Consider the following 21039-nt stretch of genomic DNA (forward strand, 5'->3'; position numbering starts at 1 on the left):
GACGCGGCGAGCCGTCCCGTGCGCGCCCTGGACCTGTCGCCCGCGATCGGGCATGGCAGGGGGACCCGGCCCCGCTGCCTCGCGAGCGACGTGACCCGCCCGACCCTCCCCCTCCTCGCCGCCCTCATCCTCCTCGCCGGCCCCGCCCGGGCGGTGGTCGGCGGCAGCGAGGCGCCCGACGCGGCGCTCGCCCGCTCGAGCGTGATGGTGCTCTCCTCCCGGGGCGGCGTCTGCACCGGCATCGTGCTGGCGCGGGACGTCGTGCTCACCGCCGCCCACTGCGCCGCCGGCGGCGCCGAGCACCGGGTGCATTTTCGCGATGGATCCGGCGCGCCGGTGCTCGTCGGGCTTGCCGCCCGGGTGGTGCATCCGGGCTACGATGCCGGCGCCATCGCGGGGCGGCGGCGCTCGATCGACCTCGCGCTCCTGCGCACGGAGGCACCGCTGCCCGACCGGTTCGTCCCGGCCGCCCTGACCGAGGCGCCCGCCGCGGCCGGCACGCCCCTCACCCTCGGCGGCTACGGCGTCGCCCGTCCGGGCGACCACCGCAGCACCGGCACCTTCCGGACCGTGACCCTGCCGGTGGTCGAGCCCTACGGTCCGAGCCGCATCCTCGTCTGGCTGAAGGGGCCGGCGGCGTCCGGGGCCTGCGAGGGTGATTCGGGCGGGCCGATCGCGGCCGGCGACCGGCCGAACGTCCTGGCGGTCGCCACCTGGGCGAGCGGAGCCGGCGGCGGGGCCTGCGGCGGTTTTTCCCAGGGTGTGCTGGTCGGACCGCAGCGGGCCTGGATCACCCGCGTGACGGCCGGCTGGGGCGCCGAGGCGCGCTGGGAGTGAGGGCGCGCCCGACGGCCGCCCCGCACGGTCCCGGGCCGGAGCGCCGTGCCCCAGCGAAAGCTTCCTTCATCCTCCCTGCGGTATTTCGAGCGGTGACGACGGGGAACCGTCACGGCTGTGCGAGACTTCACTTGTCGAGCGTGGCCGCACGCTTCTAGGTTGATCCCATGCACGTGTCTCCGTCCCGCTCCCCCCGCCTCCGCTCCGCCCTGGCCGCCCTCGCGGCGGTGCCCCTCGGCCTGTGGAGCGCCGCTGCCGGCGCCGTGGTGCGCGGCGAGGTGACCCGCGATCCCGACGGCCTGCGCGGCTCGGTGGTGCGCATCGAGAGCACCAGCGGCGAGATGTGCTCCGGCTCGCTGATCGCCTCCGACCTCGTGCTCACCGCGGCCCATTGCGTGATGCGCAAGGCCGGCTACTGGGTGGTGGTGGTCGACCGGGGCTTCCGCCAGCGCCGCCTGCGGGCGGTCGCGGCCGCGATGCACCCGGATTTCGTGCCCGGCACCACGCCCGAGACCCAGCCCGGCACCGACCTCGCCATCCTGAAGCTCAACGAGCGCCTCGGCGCCGACTTCCAGCCCCTCGACCCGCGCTACGGCGGAGACATCGCGGCGGGGGACAACGTGGCGATCGCGGGCTACGGCGTGGTGGCGGAGAACCGCCGCAGCAGCGCCCGGGTGCTGCGCCAGGCCCGCCTCGTCTCCCTCGGCGAGCTCCAGGTCGCCAACACGGTCACGGTGGTGGCCGACCGCACCAGCCTGGCCGAGACCGCCGGCGCCGGCGCCTGCCTGGGCGATTCCGGCGGCCCGATCCTGCGCGGCGGCCCCGGCGGCTACCAGCTCGTCGGCGTGGTGAGCTGGTCGAGCGGCGCCGCCCAGCAGGGCCGGGTCCGCACCGCCTGCGGCGGCTTCACCGCCGTGACGCCGATCGCCCAGCACGCCGGCTGGATCAACGCCCGGGCCGCCGAGCTGTCCCGCTTCGAGCCCGGCGAGGCGATGCCCGCCGGCTCCCGCACAAACCAGGCGGACTGGACCGGGGGCCGGTGAGGCGCCACGCCCCGGCTTGACGGCCGCGCGGCCAGGCTTACCAAACGGGCTCCGTCAGACCCGGAGATCCCGATGAGCCAAGCCGTCTTCAGTGTCGCCCGCATCCTCGTCGTGGTGCTGTTCTGCGTCTCCGGCGCCCAGAAGCTGATGAACCCGGCCGGGGTCGCGAGCGCGGTGGCGTCCAAGGGGCTGCCCTACCCGGAGGTGCTGGCCTACCTCACCATCGCGGCGGAGCTGGGCCTGGGCCTGCTCATCGCCCTCGGCTTCTACGCCCGGGTCGCCTCCGTCCTGCTCGCCGGCTTCACGCTCGCCACGATCGTGTTTTTCCACAACTTTTGGTCGATGTCCGGCGAGGCCGTCCGCATGAACCAGATCCAGGCCATGAAGAACCTCTCGATCATCGGCGGCTTGCTGATGATCGCGGCCGCCGGTCCGGGCCGATTCGCCCTCAACCGGCGCTGAGCGAGAGGCTTTCTGTCCTAGAAGGGGCGGTTGCAATCCGGAACGGCGCCGCGCCCGGCACGTTGACCGGCCCTGAAGGAGCGCATCACGGCGTCGAGGGAGCAGGCGGGGGCATGGCCGCGGACACACGATTGCCGGACGTGGACGCGGCCTTCCGCAGCTTCGCGGAGGGGGCCGGGCTGATGATCTGGCGCGCCGATCCGCAGGCCCGCCTCATCTACGTCAATCCGGCCTGGACGGCCTTCCGCGGCCGCGGGGCGGCGGACGAGCTCGGCCACGGCTGGAAGGAGGGGCTGCACCCCGAAGACCGGGCCGATCACGAGGCCGGCCTGGCGGCGGCCTACGCGAAGCGCCGGCCGCATACCGGCGAGTACCGGCTGCGCCGCCACGACGGCGCCTTCCGGTGGGTCCACGGCCACGCCTACCCGGTGCATGACGGCGAGGCCTTCTCGGGCTTCGCCGGGTCCTGTTTCGACATCACCGAGCGCAAGGAGGCCGAGGAGCAGGCCGCCCAGGCGCTGGCCGAGCAGGAGGCGCTGCTGGCCGAGGTCTATCACCGGGTGCGCAACAACCTGCAGGTCACCGTCAGCCTGATCGGGCTCTACGGGCGGGCCGCGGCGCCCGCCTGCCGCCCGGCCTTCGACGCCCTGGGCCAGCGGGTGCGGGCCATCGCCCTGGTGCAGCAGCACCTGCACGAGGCGCCGCAGATCGCCAGCATCGATCTCGCCGACTATCTCACCCGCCTGGCGGAGGGCCTGGGCCAGCTGCGCCGGGCCGGGCGGATCGCCGTCACGGTCGAGGCCGGACGGACCGTGCTGCTGGAGCCGCGCACCGTCAACGCGCTCGGCATGATCCTGGCCGAGATCGTCGCCGAGTGCCTCGACGGCACCGGGGAGGGCGTGTCGTGCCTCACCCGCGTCGAGGTGCCGGGGGGCCCGCCCGGCGAAAAGGTGCGGGTGCGCATCGCCTCGGGCGGCATCGCCGGCGAGACGCCGCAGGGCGTGCCGCGGCTCGGGCCGCGCCTGATCGCGGCCTATGCGGGCCAGGCCGAGATCGCGGTCTCGGGGATCGGCACGCCGGAGGCGCCCCTCGAGCTGACGCTGCCGGCCGGGGGCTGACACCTGCCCGAGGGCTCTTGTTCGGTGGAACCTTCGCCGGCGGACTCTCGCCCGGTGGCGGGCGGCCCCCGGCCTGCCTATATCCCCCCTGCAAGCCTCCTCTCCCGCACGCCGCCCGCGCCTCAGGTCCCATGCTGCCGCCCATCGACGAGATCGTCTCCAACTTCGAGTTCCTGGACGAGTGGGACGACCGCCATCAGTACCTGATGGAGCTCGGCCGCAAGCTGCCGCCCCTGCCCGAGGAGGCCCACAGCGAGGCCAACCGGGTCCGCGGCTGCGTCAGCCAGGTCTGGCTCGAGACGCAGGTCGATCGCTCCGGCCCCGAGCCGCGGCTGCACTTCCGCGGCGACAGCGACGCCCACATCACCAAGGGGGTGGTGGCGGTGCTGATCGCGTTCTTCGACGGCCGCACCGCCGCGGAGGCCGCCCGGGCCGACGCCCTCGGGCTCTTCCAGAAGCTCGGCCTCTCCGAGCACCTGACGGCGCAGCGCTCGAACGGCGCCCGCGCCATGATGGACCGCATCCGGGCCGACGCCGAGGGCGTCGCGGCGGCGGCGTAACGCCCCGCCCTTGCGGCGCGGGCCCCGGGACGGCACATCCGTGCCGCACGCACGATCCCGGGGAGCCGCATGACCCTTCGCCTGAGCCCGCCCGCCGCCGCGCCGACGGCGCCAGCCCGGCCCGTCACCGTCACGGTCCATGGCCGCGCGGTGACCGACCCCTATGCCTGGCTCAAGGCCGAGAACTGGAAGGACGTGCTCAAGGACCCCGCCGCCCTGCCGGCGGAGATCCGCCAATACCTCGAGGCCGAGAACGCCTTCGCGGAGGCGGCTTTGTCCGGCACCGCGTCGCTGCGCGGGATCCTGGTCGCCGAGATGCGCGGGCGCATCCGCGAGGATGACGGCAGCGTGCCGGATCGCGACGGCCCCTTCGCCTACTACACCCGCTACCGCGAGGGCGGGCAGCATCCGCTGGTCTGCCGCCGCCCCGCCGATAAGGTCGCCCCCGGCCTCGTCGGGGACCTGGCGGGCGAGGGTGAGGAGATCCTGATCGACGGCGACCGGGAAGGAGAGGGGCACGCTTTCTTCAGCCTGGAGGACGCCTCCCATTCCGACGACCACGCGCTGGTGGCCTGGAGCGCCGACACCAAGGGCTCCGAGCTCTACACCATCCGGGTGCGCGACCTCGCGACGGGGCGGGACCTGGAGGATCAGGTCGTCGCCACCACCGGCGACGTGGTGTGGAGCGCCGACGCCAAGGCGTTTTGGTACGTCGCGGTCGACGAGAATCACCGCCCCGCCACGGTGATGCTGCACCGCCTCGGCAGCCCGCAGAGCGAGGACGAGACGGTCTACGAGGAGGCGGATTCCGGCTTCTTCGTCGGCATCGGCGAGACCCAGTCCGGCGCCTACCTGGTGGTGACGGCGAACGACCACGAGACCTCGGAGGTCCACCTCGCCGACCGCGCCAGGCCGTCCGCGCCCCTGCGCGTGGTGGCGCCGCGGGAGCACAAGCTGATCTACTCGGTCGAGCACCGCGGCGACGAGCTGTTCGTGCTCACCAACGCCGACGGGGCCGAGGACTTCAAGATCGCCGTGGCGCCGCTCTCCGACCCCGCGAGGGCCAACTGGCGCGACCTGATCCCGCACCGCGCCGGCGTGATGATCCGCTTCCAGCACGTGCTTGCCCGCCACCTCGTGCGGCTCGAACTCGAGAACGCCCGCCCGCGCCTGATCGTGCGCGAGGCCGAGAGCGGCGCCGAGCACACCGTGGCCTTCGCGGAGGAAGCCTACTCCCTCGGCCTCTCGCCGGGCCACGCCTTCGACACGGATCTCATCCGCTTCACCTACTCGTCGATGACGACGCCGGCGGAGACCTACGACTACCACGCGACGACCCGCGAGCGGACCTTGCGCAAGCGCCAGGACGTGCCGAGCGGCCACGACCCGGCCGCCTACGTCACGAGGCGCCTGTTCGCGACCGCGCCGGACGGCGAGCAGGTGCCGATCTCGCTCCTGCACCGGCGCGACCTGGCCCTCGACGGCACCGCGCCGCTCCTCCTCTACGGCTACGGCTCCTACGGCTCGCTGATGTCGGCGGCCTTCCGGACCAACCCGCTCTCGCTCGTCGATCGCGGCTTCGTCTACGCCATCGCGCATGTCCGCGGCGGCACCGAGAAGGGCTGGCGCTGGTACCTCGACGGCAAGCGCGAGAAGAAGCCCAACACCTTCTCGGATTTCGTCGCCTGCGCCCGCGCCCTCATCGACGCGCGCTACACCGGGGCGGGCCGCATCGTCGGCCACGGCGGCAGCGCCGGCGGCATGCTGATGGGGGCGGTGGCCAACCTCGCGCCCGAGCTCTTCGCCGGCATCGTCGCCGACGTGCCCTTCGTCGACGTGCTCAACACCATGCTCGACGGCGACCTGCCGCTCACCCCGCCGGAATGGCCCGAATGGGGCAACCCGGGTGCCGACCTCCAGGCCTTCGAGACCATCCTGTCCTACTCGCCCTACGACAACGTCGCGGCCAAGGCCTACCCGGCGATCCTGGCCCTCGGCGGCCTCACCGACCCGCGGGTGACCTACTGGGAGCCGGCGAAGTGGGTCGCGCGCCTGCGCGCCACGATGACGGGGGGCGGGCCGGTGCTCCTGCGCACCAACATGGAGGCCGGGCACGGCGGCGCCGCGGGCCGCTTCGACCGGCTGGAGGAGGTGGCGCTGATCTACGCCTTCGCGCTGGCGGCGGTGGGGGCGGAGGCGGGGGTTTAGGCCTTGCTTGCAGAGATGCGCGCGCCTGAACCCCCCCCCACTGCGGGGGAGGGTGGCGAACGGAGTGAGCCGGGAGAGGGGACACCGCTTCCGCACAGGTCGCGACCTCGATGAAGGGCGCCACCTCCTTCACCGTCGCGCTGCCCCTCTCCCGCCCCGCATCCGCGGGGCACCCTTCCCCGCAGAGGGGGGAGGGTTCACGCCCGCCGGACCGATCAACCGCTTGCTCACACCGGCCGCATCGTCCCGCCCGGCGCCGCGGTGGTCCCGACATGCCGGCTGCGCAGGCGGAAGGCCAGGATCAGCATGAACACCCCGAAGGCGATGGCGTAGACGCCCATCCAGGTGGTCAGGACCAGGAGCGACAGGATCGGGCTGGCGATCAGCGCGATCGCGAACAGCACCGAGAGCACGCCGCCGATCGCCAGCCACCAGCGGCCGTGGTCGAGGTGGAGCCGGAAGGCGGCGGCGATCATTAGGGCGCCGGTGACGAGCGCCCAGGCGGCGATGAGGTAGATGAAGGCGATGAGCGTGCTGCCCGGCATCAGGAAGGCGAGCACGCCGACCAGGATGTTGAGCACGCCGGCGGCCAGCAAGTAGCCCCAGCGCTCGTGCCGCTCCGCCGCCCGCACCGCGGCGACGATCTCGGCGATGCCGTCGACCAGCATGTAGGCCGAGAAGAAGATCACCAGGGTGAGCAGGGTGGCGCCCGGCGCGATCAGCGCCACGATCCCGAACAGGATCGCGAACGCGCCGCGCAACGCGATCAGCCACCAGTTGCGGGCGAGCACCGCGCTCATCGCCGACAGCCGCGCGAGCGGATCGGGCGGGGCGCCGTAGGGAGATCCGCGGTCCGGACCGGTATTGGGAATCGGCGTACCAGTACTCATCCCAGCATCCTCCAGGACGATCCGCGCCGGAGCGCACCGCTCAAGGCCCTGTTTGTCGAGGCTCAACGTCCGCGCAGCGTGGCCGTTCCATGGCCCGTCGTCTCGGCCTCTACGAACGGCCGACGGCCGCGTTTCATCCCGGGCTGGCCATGACTTTTTTGCCGCGCTGCGGAACCGGCGCCCGCGCCCGGGCGTCTCCCCGGTCGAGGCGGGCGCCTTGCCCGGTCCGGCTCCGGACCGACGCGCGGATTTCACGACATGCTGGACGATCAGTCGCGGGCGGAGGCCCCGGTGGGACGGCGCGCGCCGGCGCCCGTCATGGCGCAGCCGGATGTGGCGCGCGACGAGAATACGCGCGCCCTCCGGGAGAACACCCGCGCCCTGCGCGAGCACGCGCCGCAGGACGAGTCCGAGGGCAAGGAATCCGGCGCCGACGACCGGACGTCCGACGACCAGGGCGACGCGGGCAAGCAGAAGAAGCCGAGCCTGATCCGGCGCCACCCGCTCTGGCTCGTCCTCGGGGCGATCCTGCTACTCCTCGCAGCGGCCGGCGGCTACTGGTACTGGCTGACCTTCATCCATCCCTATGAGAGCACCGACGACGCCTTCGTCGATGCGCGCCAGTTCTCGGTCTCGCCGAAGGTCTCAGGGTACATCACCGCCGTGCCGGTGACGGACAACCAGCACGTCGAGGCCGGCACGGTGCTGTTCCAGATCGACAGGCGCGATTACGAGGTGGCGCTGCAGCAGGCGCAGGCGCAGATCCAGGCGGCCCAGGCACAGATCCAGGGCTTCGACGCGCAGATCCAGGCGCAACAGGGCACCATCCAGGAAGCCAGGGCCCAGGTCGATCAGGCCAGGGCCGCGCTCCAGTTCGCCCGGCAGGACGCGGCCCGCTACCAGGACCTCGCGCAGCGCGGCGCCGGCTCGGTGCAGCAATCACAGCAATCGACCTCCAACCTGCAGCAGCAGCAGGCCAGTCTCGATCGCGCCAACGCCGCCGTGACGGTGGCGCAGCGCCAGATCGGCTCGCTCCAGGCGCAGCGCGCCGGCGCCGAGGCGAGCCTCGCCCAGGCCCGCGCGCAGGAGGCGCAGGCCAGGCTCAACCTCGACTACACGACCGTGACGACCGCTCAGCCGGGCCGGGTGGTGCGCCTCACCGGCGCCGTCGGGCAGTTCGCGCAGGCGGGCCAGGCGCTCAGCATGTTCGTGCCCGACGACATCTGGGTCACGGCGAACTTCAAGGAGACCCAGATCACCGACATGCGCCCGGGCCAGCCGGTCGACGTCGAGATCGACGCCTATCCCGACCACACGATCACCGGCCGGGTCGATTCGGTGCAGCCGGGCTCGGGCACCGCCTTCAGCCTGCTGCCGGCCGAGAACGCCACCGGCAACTACGTCAAGGTGGTGCAGCGCGTGCCGGTGAAGATCACGGTCGAGAACTGGCCGACCGACGTCGCGATCGGCCCCGGGATGTCGATCGTGCCGACCGTGCGGGTCCGCTGAGCCGGGGGACCGTGCCGTGAGTGGGCAGAACCCCGCCGACAGCGCCGCCGGCGACCACAACCCGTGGATCATCGCCATGGTGGTGGCGATCGCCACCTTCATGGAGGTGCTCGACACCACCATCGCCAACGTGGCGCTCCGCTACATCTCGGGGGGGCTGGCGGTCGGCCCCGACGAGGCGGCCTGGGTGGTGACGAGCTACCTCGTCGCCAACGCGATCGTGCTCACCGCCTCGAGCTTCCTCGCCAAGCGCTACGGGCGAAAAGCCTTCTTCATGGCGGCGATCGCGCTGTTCACCGTCTCGTCGATCCTGTGCGGCTTCGCCTGGAGCCTCGAATCGCTCCTGTTCTTCCGGGTGCTGCAGGGGCTCGGCGGCGGCGGCATGGCGCCGCTGGCACAATCGATCCTGGCCGACTCGTTCCCGCCCGAGAAGCGCGGCCAGGCCTTCGCCCTCTACGGCGTCGCCATCGTGGTGGCGCCGGTGGTCGGCCCGACGCTGGGCGGCTGGCTCTCCGACCAGTATTCCTGGCACTGGTGCTTTCTCATCAACGCCCCCGTCGGCGTCGTCGCGCTGTTCCTGATCTGGTGGCTGGTGCAGGACCCGAAATCGGCGGTCGAGGAGAGGAAGCGCCTGCGCCGGGAGGGCGTGCGCTTCGATATCGTCGGCTTCATCCTGGTCGCCACCTTCCTCGGCTCCCTCGAGGTCGTCCTCGACGAGGGCCAGCGCAAGGACTGGTTCGGCTCGACCCTGATCGTCGTCTTCGCCTGCCTGACGGTGGTGTCGTTCGTCGCGATGATCCCGTGGGAGATGAACCACAAGAATCCGGTCATCGACCTGCGCCTGCTCGCCAGGCGCCAGTTCGGCTCGTGCTTCCTGGTGATGATGGCGACCGGCGCGATCCTGATCGCCACGACGCAGTTCCTGCCGCAGCTGCTGCAGGATTATTTCGGCTACACCGCCACCTGGGCCGGCCTGGCTTTGTCGCCAGGCGGCGTCGTCACCTGCGTGATGATGTTCGTCATCGGCCGCGTCTCAGGATACGTCCAGCCGAAATACCTGATCGCGACGGGTGCGACCATCATCGCCTTCGCGATGGTCGATCTCACCAACCTCTACGGGGATCTCAACTTCGGCTTCTTCGTCTGGTCGCGCATCTATATCGGCATCGGGCTGCCGATGATCTTCCTGTCGATCACCGCCGCATCCTACGAGGGGATCACCAAGGACCAGACCGACCAAGCCTCGGCGCTGATCAACGTCGCCCGCAACGTCGGCGGCTCGATGGGCGTCTCGCTGGCCCAGAACATCCTGGCCTATCGCCAGCAGTTCCACACCAGCCGCCTCGTCGAGCACGTCGTGCCCTCGGAACCGGCCTACCAGGAGACGCTGCGCGCCGCGACGCAGTTCTTCTCGACCCGCGGCGCCAGCACCGTCGACGCCCAGAACCAGGCGATCGCCTGGATCGGCCAGCAGGTCCAGACCCAGTCCGCCTTCCTGGCCTATATCGACGTGTTCTGGGCGCTCGCGGTCGTCTCGGCCTGCGCCGTGCCGCTGGCGATGATCCTCAAGAACGTGAAGCGCGGCGGCGAGGCGCCGGTGGGCGGGCATTAGACGCAAGCCCGCGGGAACACCCGCGCCGCCGGCGTCTTTCCCTCGTCCCACCCGCGACCTCATCCTGAGGCGCGACCGCAGGGATCGAGAATTGGCACCCAGCGGATCGAAGCTCGTCGTCTACGCGGCGCTGGCCGGCAACCTCGCCATCGCGGTCACCAAGCTCGCGGCCGCGCTCTATACCGGCTCGGGCGCGATGTTCACCGAGGCGGTGCATTCCTTCGTCGATACCGGCAACCAGGGCCTCCTGCTCTACGGGATGCGGCGCGCGGCCCGGCCGGCCGACGACAGCCACAATTTCGGGCACGGGCTCGAGCTGTACTTCTGGTCCTTCGTGGTCGCCCTGCTGATCTTCACGCTCGGCGGCGCCTATGCGGTCTACGAGGGCGTCGAGAAGCTGAAGCATCCGGAGCCGATGGAGGCGCCGTGGATCAATGTCGGGGTGATCGCGCTCTCGGCGGTGTTCGAGGGGCTGTCGTTCCGCACCGCCCGTCGGGAGATGCGGGCCCGCTTCGCCCAGGTGTCGCTCTGGACGGCGGTCACCCGCAGCAAGGACCCGAGCACCTTCGCGATCATCCTGGAGGACGGGGCGGCGCTGATCGGCCTCGGGCTGGCGCTGGCCGGCGTGGTCGCGAGCGGCTTTCTCGGCTGGCCGCAAGCCGACGGGGTCGCCTCGGTGGCGATCGGGCTCCTCCTCGTCGCGACCGCCGGCATCCTGTTTCGCGAGACCCGCAGCCTGCTCACCGGCGAGAGCGCCTCGCCCCGGCTGATCGAGCAGGCGCGGAGCATCCTCGCGGCCGATCAGCGGGTGGTGCGGATCGAGCGGATGCGTAGCCTGCAGCTCGGGCCCGGCACGGTGCTGCTCGCCGTCACCCTCGACCTCGCGCCGGACCTCACCGGCGACGAATTGCGCCGCGCCACCGCCGACCTGCGGACCGCGATCCGCCACGGCCTGCCGGGCGTCGCGCACCTGTATGTCCAGCTGCCGGTGCGGGAGCACGAAGGCCGGGCGGCGGTCCGCCACACCGGTTAAAAAATCCCGAACGAGCCGGAACCGGCCGGCGCATCCCTCGTTATCGCAGTGTCCCGGCGCGGGCCGTCCTTCCCGTGCGCTGGCCCCGTGGCCGCTTCGCTCACAGAGGCTCCGGGGCTCCGGACGTCAGGGGAGCTGGCTCAGGGCCGCGGGCGGCACGTCGTTCGGCCTGCGGGTATCGATGCGCTCCGCGATCGCCGCGACCGGCTGATACAGGTCGAGGCGCTGGTCGATCATGCCGTCGAGGCGATCATACACCTCGGCGACCGTCAGGCTGCGCGTCTTCTTGCCCTCGCGGCGGAAGAACAGGCTGCGATTCGCCTTGGCCGCGGCCCGGAACGAGGCCTGCGCCGGCAGGTGCGGCTTCTCGGCGGTCAGCTCCATGAACTTGCCGGCGCTCGCCGCGCCCAGGAAATGGGCGAAGTAGCATTCCGTCGTCTTGAGATCGCGGCCGAGGCGCTGTTCCACGCGGCTGCGGTCCCGCTTCATCATCTCGCCGGCCATCAGGCTCGCCAGGTAGGGGTCGCGCCGCAGAGCGAGCACCCGGCGCCGATCGGCCTCGCCCAGGATCACCAGGGTACCGCCGCGCCGCTCGATCAGCTCCGCCTCGGCCGAGAGGCCGTGCTTGGCGCCGAAGCTGCGCACCAGCTCCAGCCAGGTGCCGGTCAGGAACTGAAACAGGCCTTCGGCGGTCGAGGTCGCGGCCCGGACGCTCGGCTGGAAGCTCGATTCCTTGTCGGCCAGCGCCATCAGGTAGACCGGATCGACCTCGGTCTCGCGGGCGGCCCGCACGATGGTCTCGACCAGCACCCGCGGCACCTTCTTGTCGCCGAAGATCACCAGGCCGTCCGCCGTCTCGGCCGGGAGGGCGCTCGTCGCCGCCTCCATGCGCGGCGCGTCCTCGCCGGGACTCTCCTGCTCCCGGCTCTCCTGCCCCCGGCTTTCCTGGCGCAGGCGCTCGAGGTCGTCCCGGATCAGGGCCGCGGTGCTCGGCGTCTCCTCGATCAGCGCCGGGCCGGGCCAGTCCGGCGAGACGCCGCGGGAGGCCACGGGCAGGCGCGGCGCCGTGAGGTCGATCCGGCCATGCGCCTCGGCCGCCGGGGCGACCGCGTCCTGCGGCAGGCAGGCCGCGAAGGCGACGCCGACCGCCAGCGCCGCGGCGGCCTTGCGGGTCAGCGAGCCGGCGAGGGAACGGGCGCGATTGCGCCGCATCGACGGTGAATGATGGCCTTCGCGGGCGGCAAGCCAGCGGATGGTGTCGGTGCCCGCCTCGGGCACGAGTCGGCCAGCGTCGTCGGCGCGGGGCGCCGGCTCCGGGTAAACCCCCATCTCCAACCTTTTGTCCTTCGCGCGGGGCCGGTCCTGGGCCTCGCGCCGTTGCTTCGCTCGCCGGCACCTCTGGCCGCCGGGTGTGTCCAGAATGGGACGAGGCCGCGGCAGGCCTCGGGACCATTTTGCGGCGCGGGGTCCGGCGGCGGGTCGACGCCACCGCCCCGAACAACGGAACGGGCGCGAAAAAATCGCGCGTGACGCGGAACCAAACACGCCGCGGGGCATTTCCAGTCGCCACGCGGAGAGGGCGGGAGAGGGCGAACGACGCCCCGACGCCCCGCTCGGGGTCCGCGGGCCAGCGAAGAGGACAATCCCTACCGATGAGCATGCAGCCCGGTCGGCGCGTCGGCGTCGCTTTCGTCGGGATGGGTGGGGCTGTCGCCACCACCGCCATCGCCGGCATCGAGATGATCAAGTCCGGCTCGAACCGTCTCGATGGACTGCCCCTTGCGGGCCACGCGGTGGCCGGGATGGTCGGGTACAAGGATCTCGTCTTCGGCGGCTGGGACCTCAACGGCGACGACCTCGGCGCCGCGGCGAGCGGCCACGGGGTGCTCACCAAGCAGGATCTCGAGAACGGCGCCCAGGTGCTCAACGGCATGAAGCCGTGGCCGGCGGTCGGCAGCGCCAAGTTCTGCAGGAACATCGACGGCCAGAATCGCATCGTCGCCAAGGACCACCGCGAGGCGGTCGACTGCATCGCCGACGACCTCAAGCGTTTCCGCGAGCAGTCAGGCGTCGACGACGTGGTGGTGGTCAACCTCGCCTCGACCGAGCGCTGGCCCGACCTCGACGATCCGACGCTCAACTCGGCCGCCGCCTTCGAGCGCGGCCTCGATGCGAGCGACGAGGCGATCAGCCCGGCGATGCTCTACGCCTACGCGGCGATCAAGAACGGCATCCCCTACGCCAACTTCACGCCATCCGTCGCCGCCGACGTGCCGGCGCTCGTCGACCTCGCCAGGCAGATGAACGTCCCGGTCGCCGGCAAGGACGGCAAGACCGGCCAGACCATGATGAAGACGGTGCTGGCCCCGGCGCTGAAGTCGCGGGCTCTCCACGTCGACGGCTGGTTCTCGACCAACATCCTCGGCAACCGCGACGGCCTGGCGCTCAACGACAAGGACTCGCTGCAGTCCAAGCTCAACACCAAGGGCACGGTGCTCGATTCGATCCTCGGCTATCCGGTCGAGGACCACCTGGTCCACATCCACTATTACCGGCCGCGCGGCGACGACAAGGAAGCCTGGGACAACATCGACGTCACCGGCTTCCTCGGCCAGCGGATGCAGATCAAGATCAACTTCCTGTGCAAGGACTCGATCCTGGCCGCCCCGCTGGTGATCGAGATCGCCCGCGTCCTCGACCTCGCCAAGAAGCGCGGCGACGGCGGCGTGCAGGAGCAGCTGTCGCTGTTCTTCAAGGCGCCGATGGTCAAGAACGGCCACGGCCCCGAGCATGCCTTCGGGGCGCAGGAGCGCATGCTGCTCGACTGGCTCGGCGTCCACTAGGGATGGCCGGAAGCCAAATTCCAACCAACAACGTTGCGGCGGGCGGGGCTCACGCCCCGCTCCCCCTGCGCGCGCTCCTGGTCGAGCTCAACGACATCAAGCGCGTCCGGTCCGCCGGGCGGGACGGCTCCATCGCCGAGCGCCTCTTCCTCCAGGCCTGGTCGGCGCTGACCGGCGGGGCCGAGCCGGCTTTGCTCGCCCTCGATATCACCGCCAAGGCGCTTGCCGCCTCGCGCCTCGGCGACCTCGACGCGGCGTTCCTGAGCCTCGCCGGCCTCTCGCGTATCGAAGCCTCCGCCGTGCTGGTGCGGGGCTTCGACGAGGTGGCGGGGCCCCTCGATCCGGCCCTGGCAGATGCCTTGCGCGCCTGCCTCGCCGCGCCGCGGGACTGGACGCCCGGTTCCGTCCCGGCCTTCGCGCGGCTTCAGGCGCACCAGCCGCGGGCCGGCGTCACGTGTCCCGGCAAGCCGCGCATCCTGCTCGAGCCGCCGGAGAACCACGCCGAGCACTGCCTGATGGTGGCGGTCTACGGCGTCGCCTTGAGCCCGTTCTACGGCGCCGATCCGACCACGGTGTTCCTCGCCGCGCTCGCCCACCACCTGCACAACGCGCTGATGCCGGATGCCGGCTTCACCGGCGAGATCCTGCTCGGGTCTCACCTCGATGCGGTCATCGCCACCTTGAGCGAGCGGGCCCTGTCGGAACTCGACGAACCGTTGCGCGGCCTCGTCGCCTCGTCCCGACAGATCCTGGCGGATGATCGCACGGCGGAGGGCCGCGCCTTCCACGCCGCCGACGTGATCGACCGGGTGCTGCAGATCGCCCAGCACCTGCGGGCGGCCTCGCTCACCATGGACACGGTGCTGGGCGAGATGGCCCTGGTCCATGACGGCCCGGTGAAGGGGTTTCACGATCGGGTGCTCGCCGACATGCGGCTGCCGTGAGGCCCGGGCCGGACGCCCCTGGGCGTTCGCGCCCGCGCCCTATGTCATGCACAGGCCGGCCGTTCTGCGGCCGGCGCCGCGAGGAACCGCATCCGTGATCCCGTTCGGGCTCCTCTCGCCGGTGACCGGCGAGGCGCTGCACCACGACACGCCCCATTCCCTGCGCGAGGGCAGGCGCGGCCCGCGCTGGCCGGTGGTCGACGGCATCCCCTACCTGCGGGTCCGCCGCGACGGCCTGGTCGGGGAGGTGCTGGGGCACCTCGACAAGGGTGCGCCGGGCCACGCCCTCGAATTGCTGCTGGCCGACCAGGACGACTGGTGGACCGGCCCGAAGGCCGATCCCGCGACCCTGCGCGACCTCGTGCGCGAGATGAAGTACGTCAACTTGCGCGAGGCCTGCGCCCGCCTCGGCTGGGGCCGGGTCGGCGACTACTTCGTGCATCGCTGGAGCGACCCGACCTATCTCTCGGGCCTCGCCCTGCTCGAGGCGCACTGGAACGCCCCGTCCTGCGCCTTCGAGCTCGCCTGCGGCATCGGCCACTACCTGCGCGAATTGCAGGGGAGGGGGGTCCGGGTCTCCGGCGGCGACGTCGTCTTCGCCAAGCTCTGGGTGGCGCGCCACTGGGTCGCCGGGCAAAGGCCGCAGCTCGTCTGCTTCGACGCCGGCTCGCCGCACTGGCCGATCGACCAGGCCCCGGTCGACCTCGTGATGTGCCACGACGCGTTCTACTTCCTGCCTGAGAAGGACCGCATCCTCGCCTGCCTGCGCAAGACCGCCGGCGAGGAAGGCTGGCTGGCGCTCAGCCACGTCCACAACAGCGCCCGGCCCGGCTTCTCGGCCGGCCACGCGGTCTCGGCGGCCGAGATCGAGGAGCTGTTTCCCGACGGGCTCGTCTACGACGACGACGAGTTGACCCGGGCCCTCGTCGAGGCCCGCGCCCCGGTGCCGGCCGAGCCCGCCGCCCTCGACCACGTCGAGGCGTTCTCGGTCGTCTGCGGCCCCGGCATGCGCCCGGCGCCCCGCCCCCTCGTCGACGGCCTGACCCTGCCGCGGGAGGGCGCCGCTTTACGCCTCAACCCGCTCTACCGGCCCGATCCGGCCGGGGGCTACGCCATCGCCTGGCCGTCCGAGCGCTACCGCGACGAGTACGCGCCCCGCGCCACCTACCCGGTGCATTCCGAGGGCCCCGAGACCCTGGAGGCGACGCCCGACACCCTCGACCGCGCCCGCATCCGCGAGTTCGTCGACCTGCCGGAGCGGTGGTGATGCCGGAGTCGATCGGCTGGGGCATCGTCGGGTTCGGCTGGGTCGCCCGCGACTTCATGGCGCCGGCGATCCGGGCCGCCGGTCACCGCCTCGTCGCGGTCTGCGATCCCGGGACGGAGGCCCGCGCGGCCGCCGCCGATCTCGGCGCCCGCGGCCACGCCGACCTCGCGGGCCTCGTCGCCGAGCCGGAAGTCGAGGCGGTCTACGTCGCGACGCCCAACCACCTGCATCGCGGCGCCGTCGAGGCGCTGGCCGAATCCGGCAAGGCGATCCTGTGCGAGAAGCCGATGGCGGCGGCCCTTCCCGACGCCGAGGCGATGGCGGCGGCGGTGGCCCGCACCGGCATCCTCTACGGCACCGCCTTCGACCAGCGCCACCACCCGGCCCACCGCCGCTTGCGGGACGAGATCCGCGCCGGCCGCGTCGGCACCGTCACGGCAGTGCGCATCGTCTATGCCTGCTGGCTCGACCGGGGCTGGACGGCGATCCCGGGCCAGAAGAACTGGCGCATCGACCAGGCCCAGGCCGGCGGCGGTGCGCTCATCGACCTCGCTCCCCACGGCCTCGACCTGATCGACTTCCTCCTCGACGAGCCGATCCGCGACGTCACGGCGCTGACCCAGGCCCGGGCCCAGGACTACGCCGTCGACGACGGCGCGCTCCTCATCGGCCGCACCGGCTCCGGCGTGCTGGCGAGCCTGCACGTCGCCTACAATTGCCCGGACGCGCTGCCGCGCCGGCGCCTGGAGATCGCCGGCACCAGGGGCCTGCTCGTCGCGCAGAACACGATGGGCCAGGACGCGGGCGGGAGCCTCACCTTCACGGACGGCGCCACCGGCCAGACCGTGCCCCTCGCCTTCGACACGCAAGCCTCGCCGTTCCTGGAGCAGGTGCGGGCCTTCGGGCACGCCTTGCGCGACCCGCCCGCGCGCGACGCCTGGTCGGCCGCGCGCGACCTGCACACGATGCGGCTGCTCGCCCGCGCCTACGCCGCCTCTCCGTCGCATCTCCCATCCCCCGTCGCGCCGGCCGCCTGACGGATCCGAGGAGTCTCACCGCTCGTGGACAGACCCGCCGCCCCCCGCCCCTATTCCTACGGCCAGAAGCGCGTGATCGAGGGCCTGCCCGAGCGCCTGCCGGACGCGGTCCGGGCCTATCTCGACGTGCTGCCGCCGGGCCGGATCGTCGGCTTTCCGCTGGCGCCCCTCGACCGGACCGGGGTGCCGTGCTGGTTCGTCTCGCTCTTCCTCGACGATCCCTACTTCGTCGGCGCGATGCCGAGCGGCATCGGCTACGGCGCCACCGACGACGAGGCGATCATCGGCTCGGTGGCCGAGATCGCCGAGAACCTGATGCCGAGCCTGGCGCTGATCCCGCGCAAGAAGGAGCGCGGCAGCTACCACGACCTCGTGCGGGTCTTCGGCACCGGATCCGTCGCCGATCCGCTCACCCTCGGGCTGCCGGCGGGGAGCCCCGTCGGCCGCGACACCGTTCTCGAATGGACCGGCACGGTGCGGGCGCGGACCGGCGAGACGGTGCTGATGCCGCTCGACCTCGCGGCGACCGACTATTTCGAGCTGTCGGAGGGCTACCAGCCCTTCACCAACCTCATCACCAACGGCCTCGGCGCCGGGCCGGACGTGGACTTCGCCCTCGGGCACGGCCTCCTCGAACTGCTCCAGCGCGACGGCAACGGCCTCCTGTTCCGCGCCCTCGACGCCGGCGTGATGCTCGACGTGTCGGAGGGCCTAGGCCCCGAGACGCGCGGCATGCTCGACCGGCTGGAGGCGCTGGGCATCCGCGCGATGCCGAAATTCGCCACCGATCAGTTCGGCTTCACCAACGTCTATTGCGTCGGCTACGACGTCGATGCCTCGCGGACGCCTGCGCCGATCGCGCTCTCGGCCTGCGGCGAGGCCTGCGACCCCGACCGCGAGCGGGCCCTGCGCAAGGCGGTACTGGAATTCCAGGCGGCGCGGGTGCGCAAGACCTTCGGGCACGGGCCGCTGGATCTCGCCCGCTCGATCACCCCGCCGGGCTACGTCGATGCCTTCATCGAGAAGGCTTTGCCCAGCCTCGACCTCGAGGAGGGACGGGCGCTGTCCGCGATGCTCGACTGGATCGATAAGCCCGCCGAGACCCTGCGTGGCTTCCTCTCCGACACGGTCTATTCGGAGCGCAGCACGAAGCGCTTCGCCGACCTGCCGACGCAACCCGCGCCGACGGGGCAGGACCGCGGCCGCATCGCCCGCGCGCGGCTGGAGGCGGAGGGGTTCGACGTGCTCTACGTCGACGCCTCACCGCCGGGCGGTGGGGTCGGCATCGTCAAGGCGATCGTGCCGGGGCTCGAGGTCGAGACCATGAGCTACTACCGCATCGGCGAGCGCAACACGCGAAAGCTCATCGCGCGCGACCACCCGCTGATCCGCTTCGGGGAGCCGAGCGAGACCCTGCGCCCGGTGCGCCTGACGCCGGAAGCCCTGGAGCGCTTCGGCGGCCAGCCGCTGTTCGACGTGGCTCTCGCGGACAAGATCGTCGGCCCGCTCTATCCGCTCTACCGCGAGCCGGAATCGCATCACGCGCCGTTCCGCCTGGAACGGCGGGGGAGGGCGGCATGAGCCTGCGCTTCGCCTACAACACCAACGGGGCGGCCAACCACCGCCTCGACGACGCGCTCGGCCTGATCGCCGATGCCGGCTACGACGGCGTCGCCCTCACCCTCGACATCCACCACCTCGACCCGTTCGCGCAGGACTGGGCACAAGAGGCCGAGCGGGTGCGCGGCCGGCTCTACAGCTTGGGCCTCGGCTCGGTGATTGAGACCGGCGCCCGCTTCCTCCTCGACCCGCGGGCCAAGCACGAGCCGACCCTGGTGACGGCGGACGCCGCCGGCCGCGCCCGCCGGGTCGCGTTCCTGCATCGCGCCATCGACATCGCGGCGATCCTCGGCTCGGAGGCGGTGTCGTTCTGGGCCGGCGTGCCGAAGCCGGGCGTCGATCCGGCGCAGGCGAGGGGCTGGCTGCGGGAGGGGCTGGAGGAGGTCGTCGCCTACGCCGCCGAGCGCCGGGTCGTCGCGGCGCTGGAGCCCGAGCCCGGCATGCTGGTCGAGACCCTGGACGATTACGCCGCCCTCGACGTCCCGGGCCTGCGCCTCGCCCTCGATACCGGCCACTGCCTGGTGACGCAGGAGCGCGAGCCCGCGGCGGCGGTCAAGGAATTCGCCGACCGGCTCGGCACCGTGGCGATCGAGGACATGGCGCGGGGCGTCCACATCCACCTGCCCTTCGGCGAGGGCGACATGGATTTAGCCAGCGTGCTCGACGCCCTCGATGCGATCAACTTCGACAGGCTGGTCTGTGTCGAACTCTCCCGCGAGAGCCACCGGGCCGACCGGATGATCCCGGATTCGCTCCGCTACCTCCGGGAGTGCCGGCGATGAGGATCTGCTTCGTCAGCCGGCGCTACTTCCCGGCGATCTCAGGGATGAGCGTCTACGCCCAGAACCTCTTGCGCGAGCTGGTCGGCGCCGGCCATGACGTCACGATGGTGAGCCAGTACCGGGGCGACGCCTTCGGCACCCAGGTCTATGGCGGCGGCCCGCCGCCGCCGGTGCCGGGCGTGCGGGTGGTCGGCCTCGAGCAAATCGGCGAGCAGGAGAGCGGCGATTTCGAGCGCGACATCGCCACGATGGTCGAGACGATCGCGGCCGAGCACCGGAAACAGCCCTACGACGTGCTCCACGCCCAGTACGGCTACCCGACGGGCTTCGCCACGCTGATCGCCTCCAAGCGCTTGGGGATCCCGAACGTGGTCTCGATCCAGGGCGGCGACGGCCACTGGGTCGGCTCGTGCTGCGAGACCCACCGCCTCGCCATGGTGCGGGTGCTGGCGCATGCCAATGCGCTCCTGATCGGCGGCCGCTCCTTCGTGGCCGAGGTCTGCGACCGGCTCGGCAGCGACCCCACGCACTTCACCATCGTGCCGGGCGCCGTCGACACCGCGCGCTTTCGGCCGCCGGAAGGATGGCAGCCGGGTGATGCCGCCGACCCGGTCCGCCTGTTCTACCACGGCCGGGTCGACCGCCGGAAAGGCGTGCTCGACTTTCTCGATGCCTTGAGCCTCCTGCGCCTGCGCGGCACGCCCTTCGCGGCAATCATCTCCGGCATCGGCCCCGACGTGGAGCCGGCGAAGGCGCTCGCCGCCGATCTCGGCTTCTCCGAGGCACAGGTGCGCTTCACCGGCTACGCCGATTACGACGCGGTGCCGGGCCTCTACGCGCTCGGCGACGTCTTCGTCTCGCCGACCTATGCTGAGGGGTTTTCGAACACCATCCTGGAGGCGATGGCGGCGGGCCAGGCGGTGGTCTCGACCCACTCGGTCGGCGTCTCGGACTGCCTGCGCGACGAGGAGAACGGCCTCCTGGTCCAGCCCGGCGACGTACCGGCCCTCGCCGAGGCGCTGCACCGGATCATCACCGACCGGCCGCTGCGGGCCCGCCTCGCGGCGGCGGCTCTGGAGGAGTGCCGGCGGGTCTATTCCTGGCAGGCGGTGGGACGGCAGATCATGGAGGTCTACGCGGCGGTGAGGGACGAGCGGCCGGACCCGGCCTTCGACCCGGACCTCCCGCACGATCCGACCTGCCGCTTCCGCGCCGAGCCGCACCTGTTGTGAGGTTCACTCCCCTCCCCCTTGTGGGGAGGGGCCGGGGGTGGG

Annotated in this window: 18 protein-coding genes; 16 read left to right on the forward strand and 2 right to left on the reverse strand. The window is 72.0% G+C overall.

Translation table 11 applies throughout. The features are described from left to right. Window positions 1–18 precede the first annotated feature (18 nt). From EU555_RS16015 to EU555_RS16040, 6 genes are all read left to right on the forward strand, one after another. Window positions 19–837, forward strand: a complete 819-nt coding sequence (locus EU555_RS16015; protein WP_425375119.1) for a trypsin-like serine protease — start codon at window positions 19–21, stop codon at window positions 835–837. Window positions 838–1004: 167 nt separating this feature from the next. Continuing rightward, entirely contained in the window at window positions 1005–1880 is an 876-nt protein-coding gene (locus EU555_RS16020) for a S1 family peptidase (RefSeq protein ID WP_135415789.1), read from the forward strand. Between the two features lie 72 nt (window positions 1881–1952). Next, window positions 1953–2342, forward strand: coding sequence for a DoxX family protein (locus EU555_RS16025; RefSeq protein WP_135415791.1), 390 nt, complete (start codon window positions 1953–1955; stop codon window positions 2340–2342). Window positions 2343–2455: 113 nt separating this feature from the next. Beyond that, window positions 2456–3460, forward strand: coding sequence for a PAS domain S-box protein (locus tag EU555_RS16030; RefSeq protein WP_135415793.1), 1005 nt, complete (start codon window positions 2456–2458; stop codon window positions 3458–3460). Window positions 3461–3591: 131 nt separating this feature from the next. Beyond that, window positions 3592–4020 carry a SufE family protein gene (locus EU555_RS16035; protein ID WP_135415795.1) on the forward strand — a complete coding sequence of 143 codons (429 nt, stop codon included), beginning with the start codon at window positions 3592–3594 and terminating at the stop codon, window positions 4018–4020. 69 nt (window positions 4021–4089) lie between these two features. Beyond that, window positions 4090–6228: a S9 family peptidase gene (locus EU555_RS16040; protein ID WP_135415797.1), complete on the forward strand. Its 2139-nt coding sequence runs from the start codon at window positions 4090–4092 to the stop codon at window positions 6226–6228. Between the two features lie 227 nt (window positions 6229–6455). Here the strand turns inward: EU555_RS16040 and EU555_RS16045 are convergent, their stop codons facing one another. Continuing rightward, entirely contained in the window at window positions 6456–7118 is a 663-nt protein-coding gene (locus tag EU555_RS16045; RefSeq protein ID WP_135415799.1) for an HdeD family acid-resistance protein, read from the reverse strand. A 258-nt stretch (window positions 7119–7376) separates the two neighbouring features. Here EU555_RS16045 and EU555_RS16050 point away from each other — a divergent pair, with 258 nt between their 5' ends. From EU555_RS16050 to EU555_RS16060, 3 genes are all read left to right on the forward strand, one after another. Further along, on the forward strand, window positions 7377–8627 hold the full coding sequence (locus EU555_RS16050) for an HlyD family secretion protein (protein ID WP_245524326.1): 1251 nt from the start codon (window positions 7377–7379) through the stop codon (window positions 8625–8627). A gap of 76 nt (window positions 8628–8703) precedes the next feature. Beyond that, a complete protein-coding gene (locus tag EU555_RS16055; protein WP_135416147.1) occupies window positions 8704–10239 on the forward strand; it encodes a DHA2 family efflux MFS transporter permease subunit in 1536 nt (511 codons plus the stop codon). 91 nt (window positions 10240–10330) lie between these two features. Further along, complete coding sequence (locus EU555_RS16060) at window positions 10331–11272, forward strand: cation diffusion facilitator family transporter (protein WP_135415801.1); 942 nt, start codon at window positions 10331–10333, stop codon at window positions 11270–11272. Window positions 11273–11398: 126 nt separating this feature from the next. On the opposite strand, the gene EU555_RS16065 is transcribed toward EU555_RS16060, so the two are convergent. Then, window positions 11399–12601 (reverse strand): transglycosylase SLT domain-containing protein, encoded by a 1203-nt coding sequence (locus EU555_RS16065; RefSeq protein WP_135416149.1) that lies wholly within the window; start codon window positions 12599–12601, stop codon window positions 11399–11401. A gap of 323 nt (window positions 12602–12924) precedes the next feature. Between EU555_RS16065 and EU555_RS16070 the strand changes: the two genes are divergently transcribed. The 7 genes from EU555_RS16070 to EU555_RS16100 all read left to right on the forward strand — a co-directional run bounded on the left by EU555_RS16070 (window position 12925) and on the right by EU555_RS16100 (window position 20997). Continuing rightward, complete coding sequence (locus tag EU555_RS16070) at window positions 12925–14115, forward strand: inositol-3-phosphate synthase (protein ID WP_135415803.1); 1191 nt, start codon at window positions 12925–12927, stop codon at window positions 14113–14115. Window positions 14116–14117: 2 nt separating this feature from the next. Next, a complete protein-coding gene (locus tag EU555_RS16075) occupies window positions 14118–15059 on the forward strand; it encodes an HD domain-containing protein (RefSeq protein ID WP_205820939.1) in 942 nt (313 codons plus the stop codon). Between the two features lie 94 nt (window positions 15060–15153). Next, window positions 15154–16326, forward strand: coding sequence for a class I SAM-dependent methyltransferase (locus tag EU555_RS16080; protein WP_135415805.1), 1173 nt, complete (start codon window positions 15154–15156; stop codon window positions 16324–16326). Next, window positions 16326–17363, forward strand: coding sequence for a Gfo/Idh/MocA family protein (locus tag EU555_RS16085; RefSeq protein WP_135415807.1), 1038 nt, complete (start codon window positions 16326–16328; stop codon window positions 17361–17363). The genes EU555_RS16080 and EU555_RS16085 overlap by 1 nt, the downstream gene beginning before the upstream one ends. Before the next feature lie 24 nt (window positions 17364–17387). After that, entirely contained in the window at window positions 17388–18944 is a 1557-nt protein-coding gene (locus EU555_RS16090) for a YcaO-like family protein (protein ID WP_245524327.1), read from the forward strand. Beyond that, entirely contained in the window at window positions 18941–19765 is an 825-nt protein-coding gene (locus EU555_RS16095; RefSeq protein WP_135415811.1) for a sugar phosphate isomerase/epimerase family protein, read from the forward strand. The genes EU555_RS16090 and EU555_RS16095 overlap by 4 nt, the downstream gene beginning before the upstream one ends. After that, window positions 19762–20997 carry a glycosyltransferase family 4 protein gene (locus tag EU555_RS16100; protein WP_135415813.1) on the forward strand — a complete coding sequence of 412 codons (1236 nt, stop codon included), beginning with the start codon at window positions 19762–19764 and terminating at the stop codon, window positions 20995–20997. Before EU555_RS16095 ends, EU555_RS16100 begins: the two co-directional genes overlap by 4 nt. The last annotated feature ends 42 nt before the right edge of the window (window positions 20998–21039 follow it).

It is taken from the genome of Methylobacterium nonmethylotrophicum (assembly GCF_004745635.1).
GTDB lineage: Bacteria > Pseudomonadota > Alphaproteobacteria > Rhizobiales > Beijerinckiaceae > Methylobacterium > Methylobacterium nonmethylotrophicum.

Excerpts from the sequence above, each read along its gene's own strand:
- EU555_RS16020 (WP_135415789.1), top strand. The coding sequence starts at position 1,005 with ATGCACGTGTCTCCGTCCCGCTCCCCCCGCCTCCGCTCCGCCCTGGCC.
- EU555_RS16025 (WP_135415791.1), top strand. The coding sequence starts at position 1,953 with ATGAGCCAAGCCGTCTTCAGTGTCGCCCGCATCCTCGTCGTGGTGCTG.
- EU555_RS16030 (WP_135415793.1), top strand. The coding sequence starts at position 2,456 with ATGGCCGCGGACACACGATTGCCGGACGTGGACGCGGCCTTCCGCAGC.
- EU555_RS16035 (WP_135415795.1), top strand. The coding sequence starts at position 3,592 with ATGCTGCCGCCCATCGACGAGATCGTCTCCAACTTCGAGTTCCTGGAC.
- EU555_RS16040 (WP_135415797.1), top strand. The coding sequence starts at position 4,090 with ATGACCCTTCGCCTGAGCCCGCCCGCCGCCGCGCCGACGGCGCCAGCC.
- EU555_RS16045 (WP_135415799.1), bottom strand. The coding sequence starts at position 7,118 with ATGAGTACTGGTACGCCGATTCCCAATACCGGTCCGGACCGCGGATCT.
- EU555_RS16050 (WP_245524326.1), top strand. The coding sequence starts at position 7,377 with ATGCTGGACGATCAGTCGCGGGCGGAGGCCCCGGTGGGACGGCGCGCG.
- EU555_RS16055 (WP_135416147.1), top strand. The coding sequence starts at position 8,704 with ATGGTGGTGGCGATCGCCACCTTCATGGAGGTGCTCGACACCACCATC.
- EU555_RS16065 (WP_135416149.1), bottom strand. The coding sequence starts at position 12,601 with ATGGGGGTTTACCCGGAGCCGGCGCCCCGCGCCGACGACGCTGGCCGA.
- EU555_RS16070 (WP_135415803.1), top strand. The coding sequence starts at position 12,925 with ATGAGCATGCAGCCCGGTCGGCGCGTCGGCGTCGCTTTCGTCGGGATG.
- EU555_RS16075 (WP_205820939.1), top strand. The coding sequence starts at position 14,118 with ATGGCCGGAAGCCAAATTCCAACCAACAACGTTGCGGCGGGCGGGGCT.
- EU555_RS16085 (WP_135415807.1), top strand. The coding sequence starts at position 16,326 with ATGCCGGAGTCGATCGGCTGGGGCATCGTCGGGTTCGGCTGGGTCGCC.
- EU555_RS16095 (WP_135415811.1), top strand. The coding sequence starts at position 18,941 with ATGAGCCTGCGCTTCGCCTACAACACCAACGGGGCGGCCAACCACCGC.
- EU555_RS16100 (WP_135415813.1), top strand. The coding sequence starts at position 19,762 with ATGAGGATCTGCTTCGTCAGCCGGCGCTACTTCCCGGCGATCTCAGGG.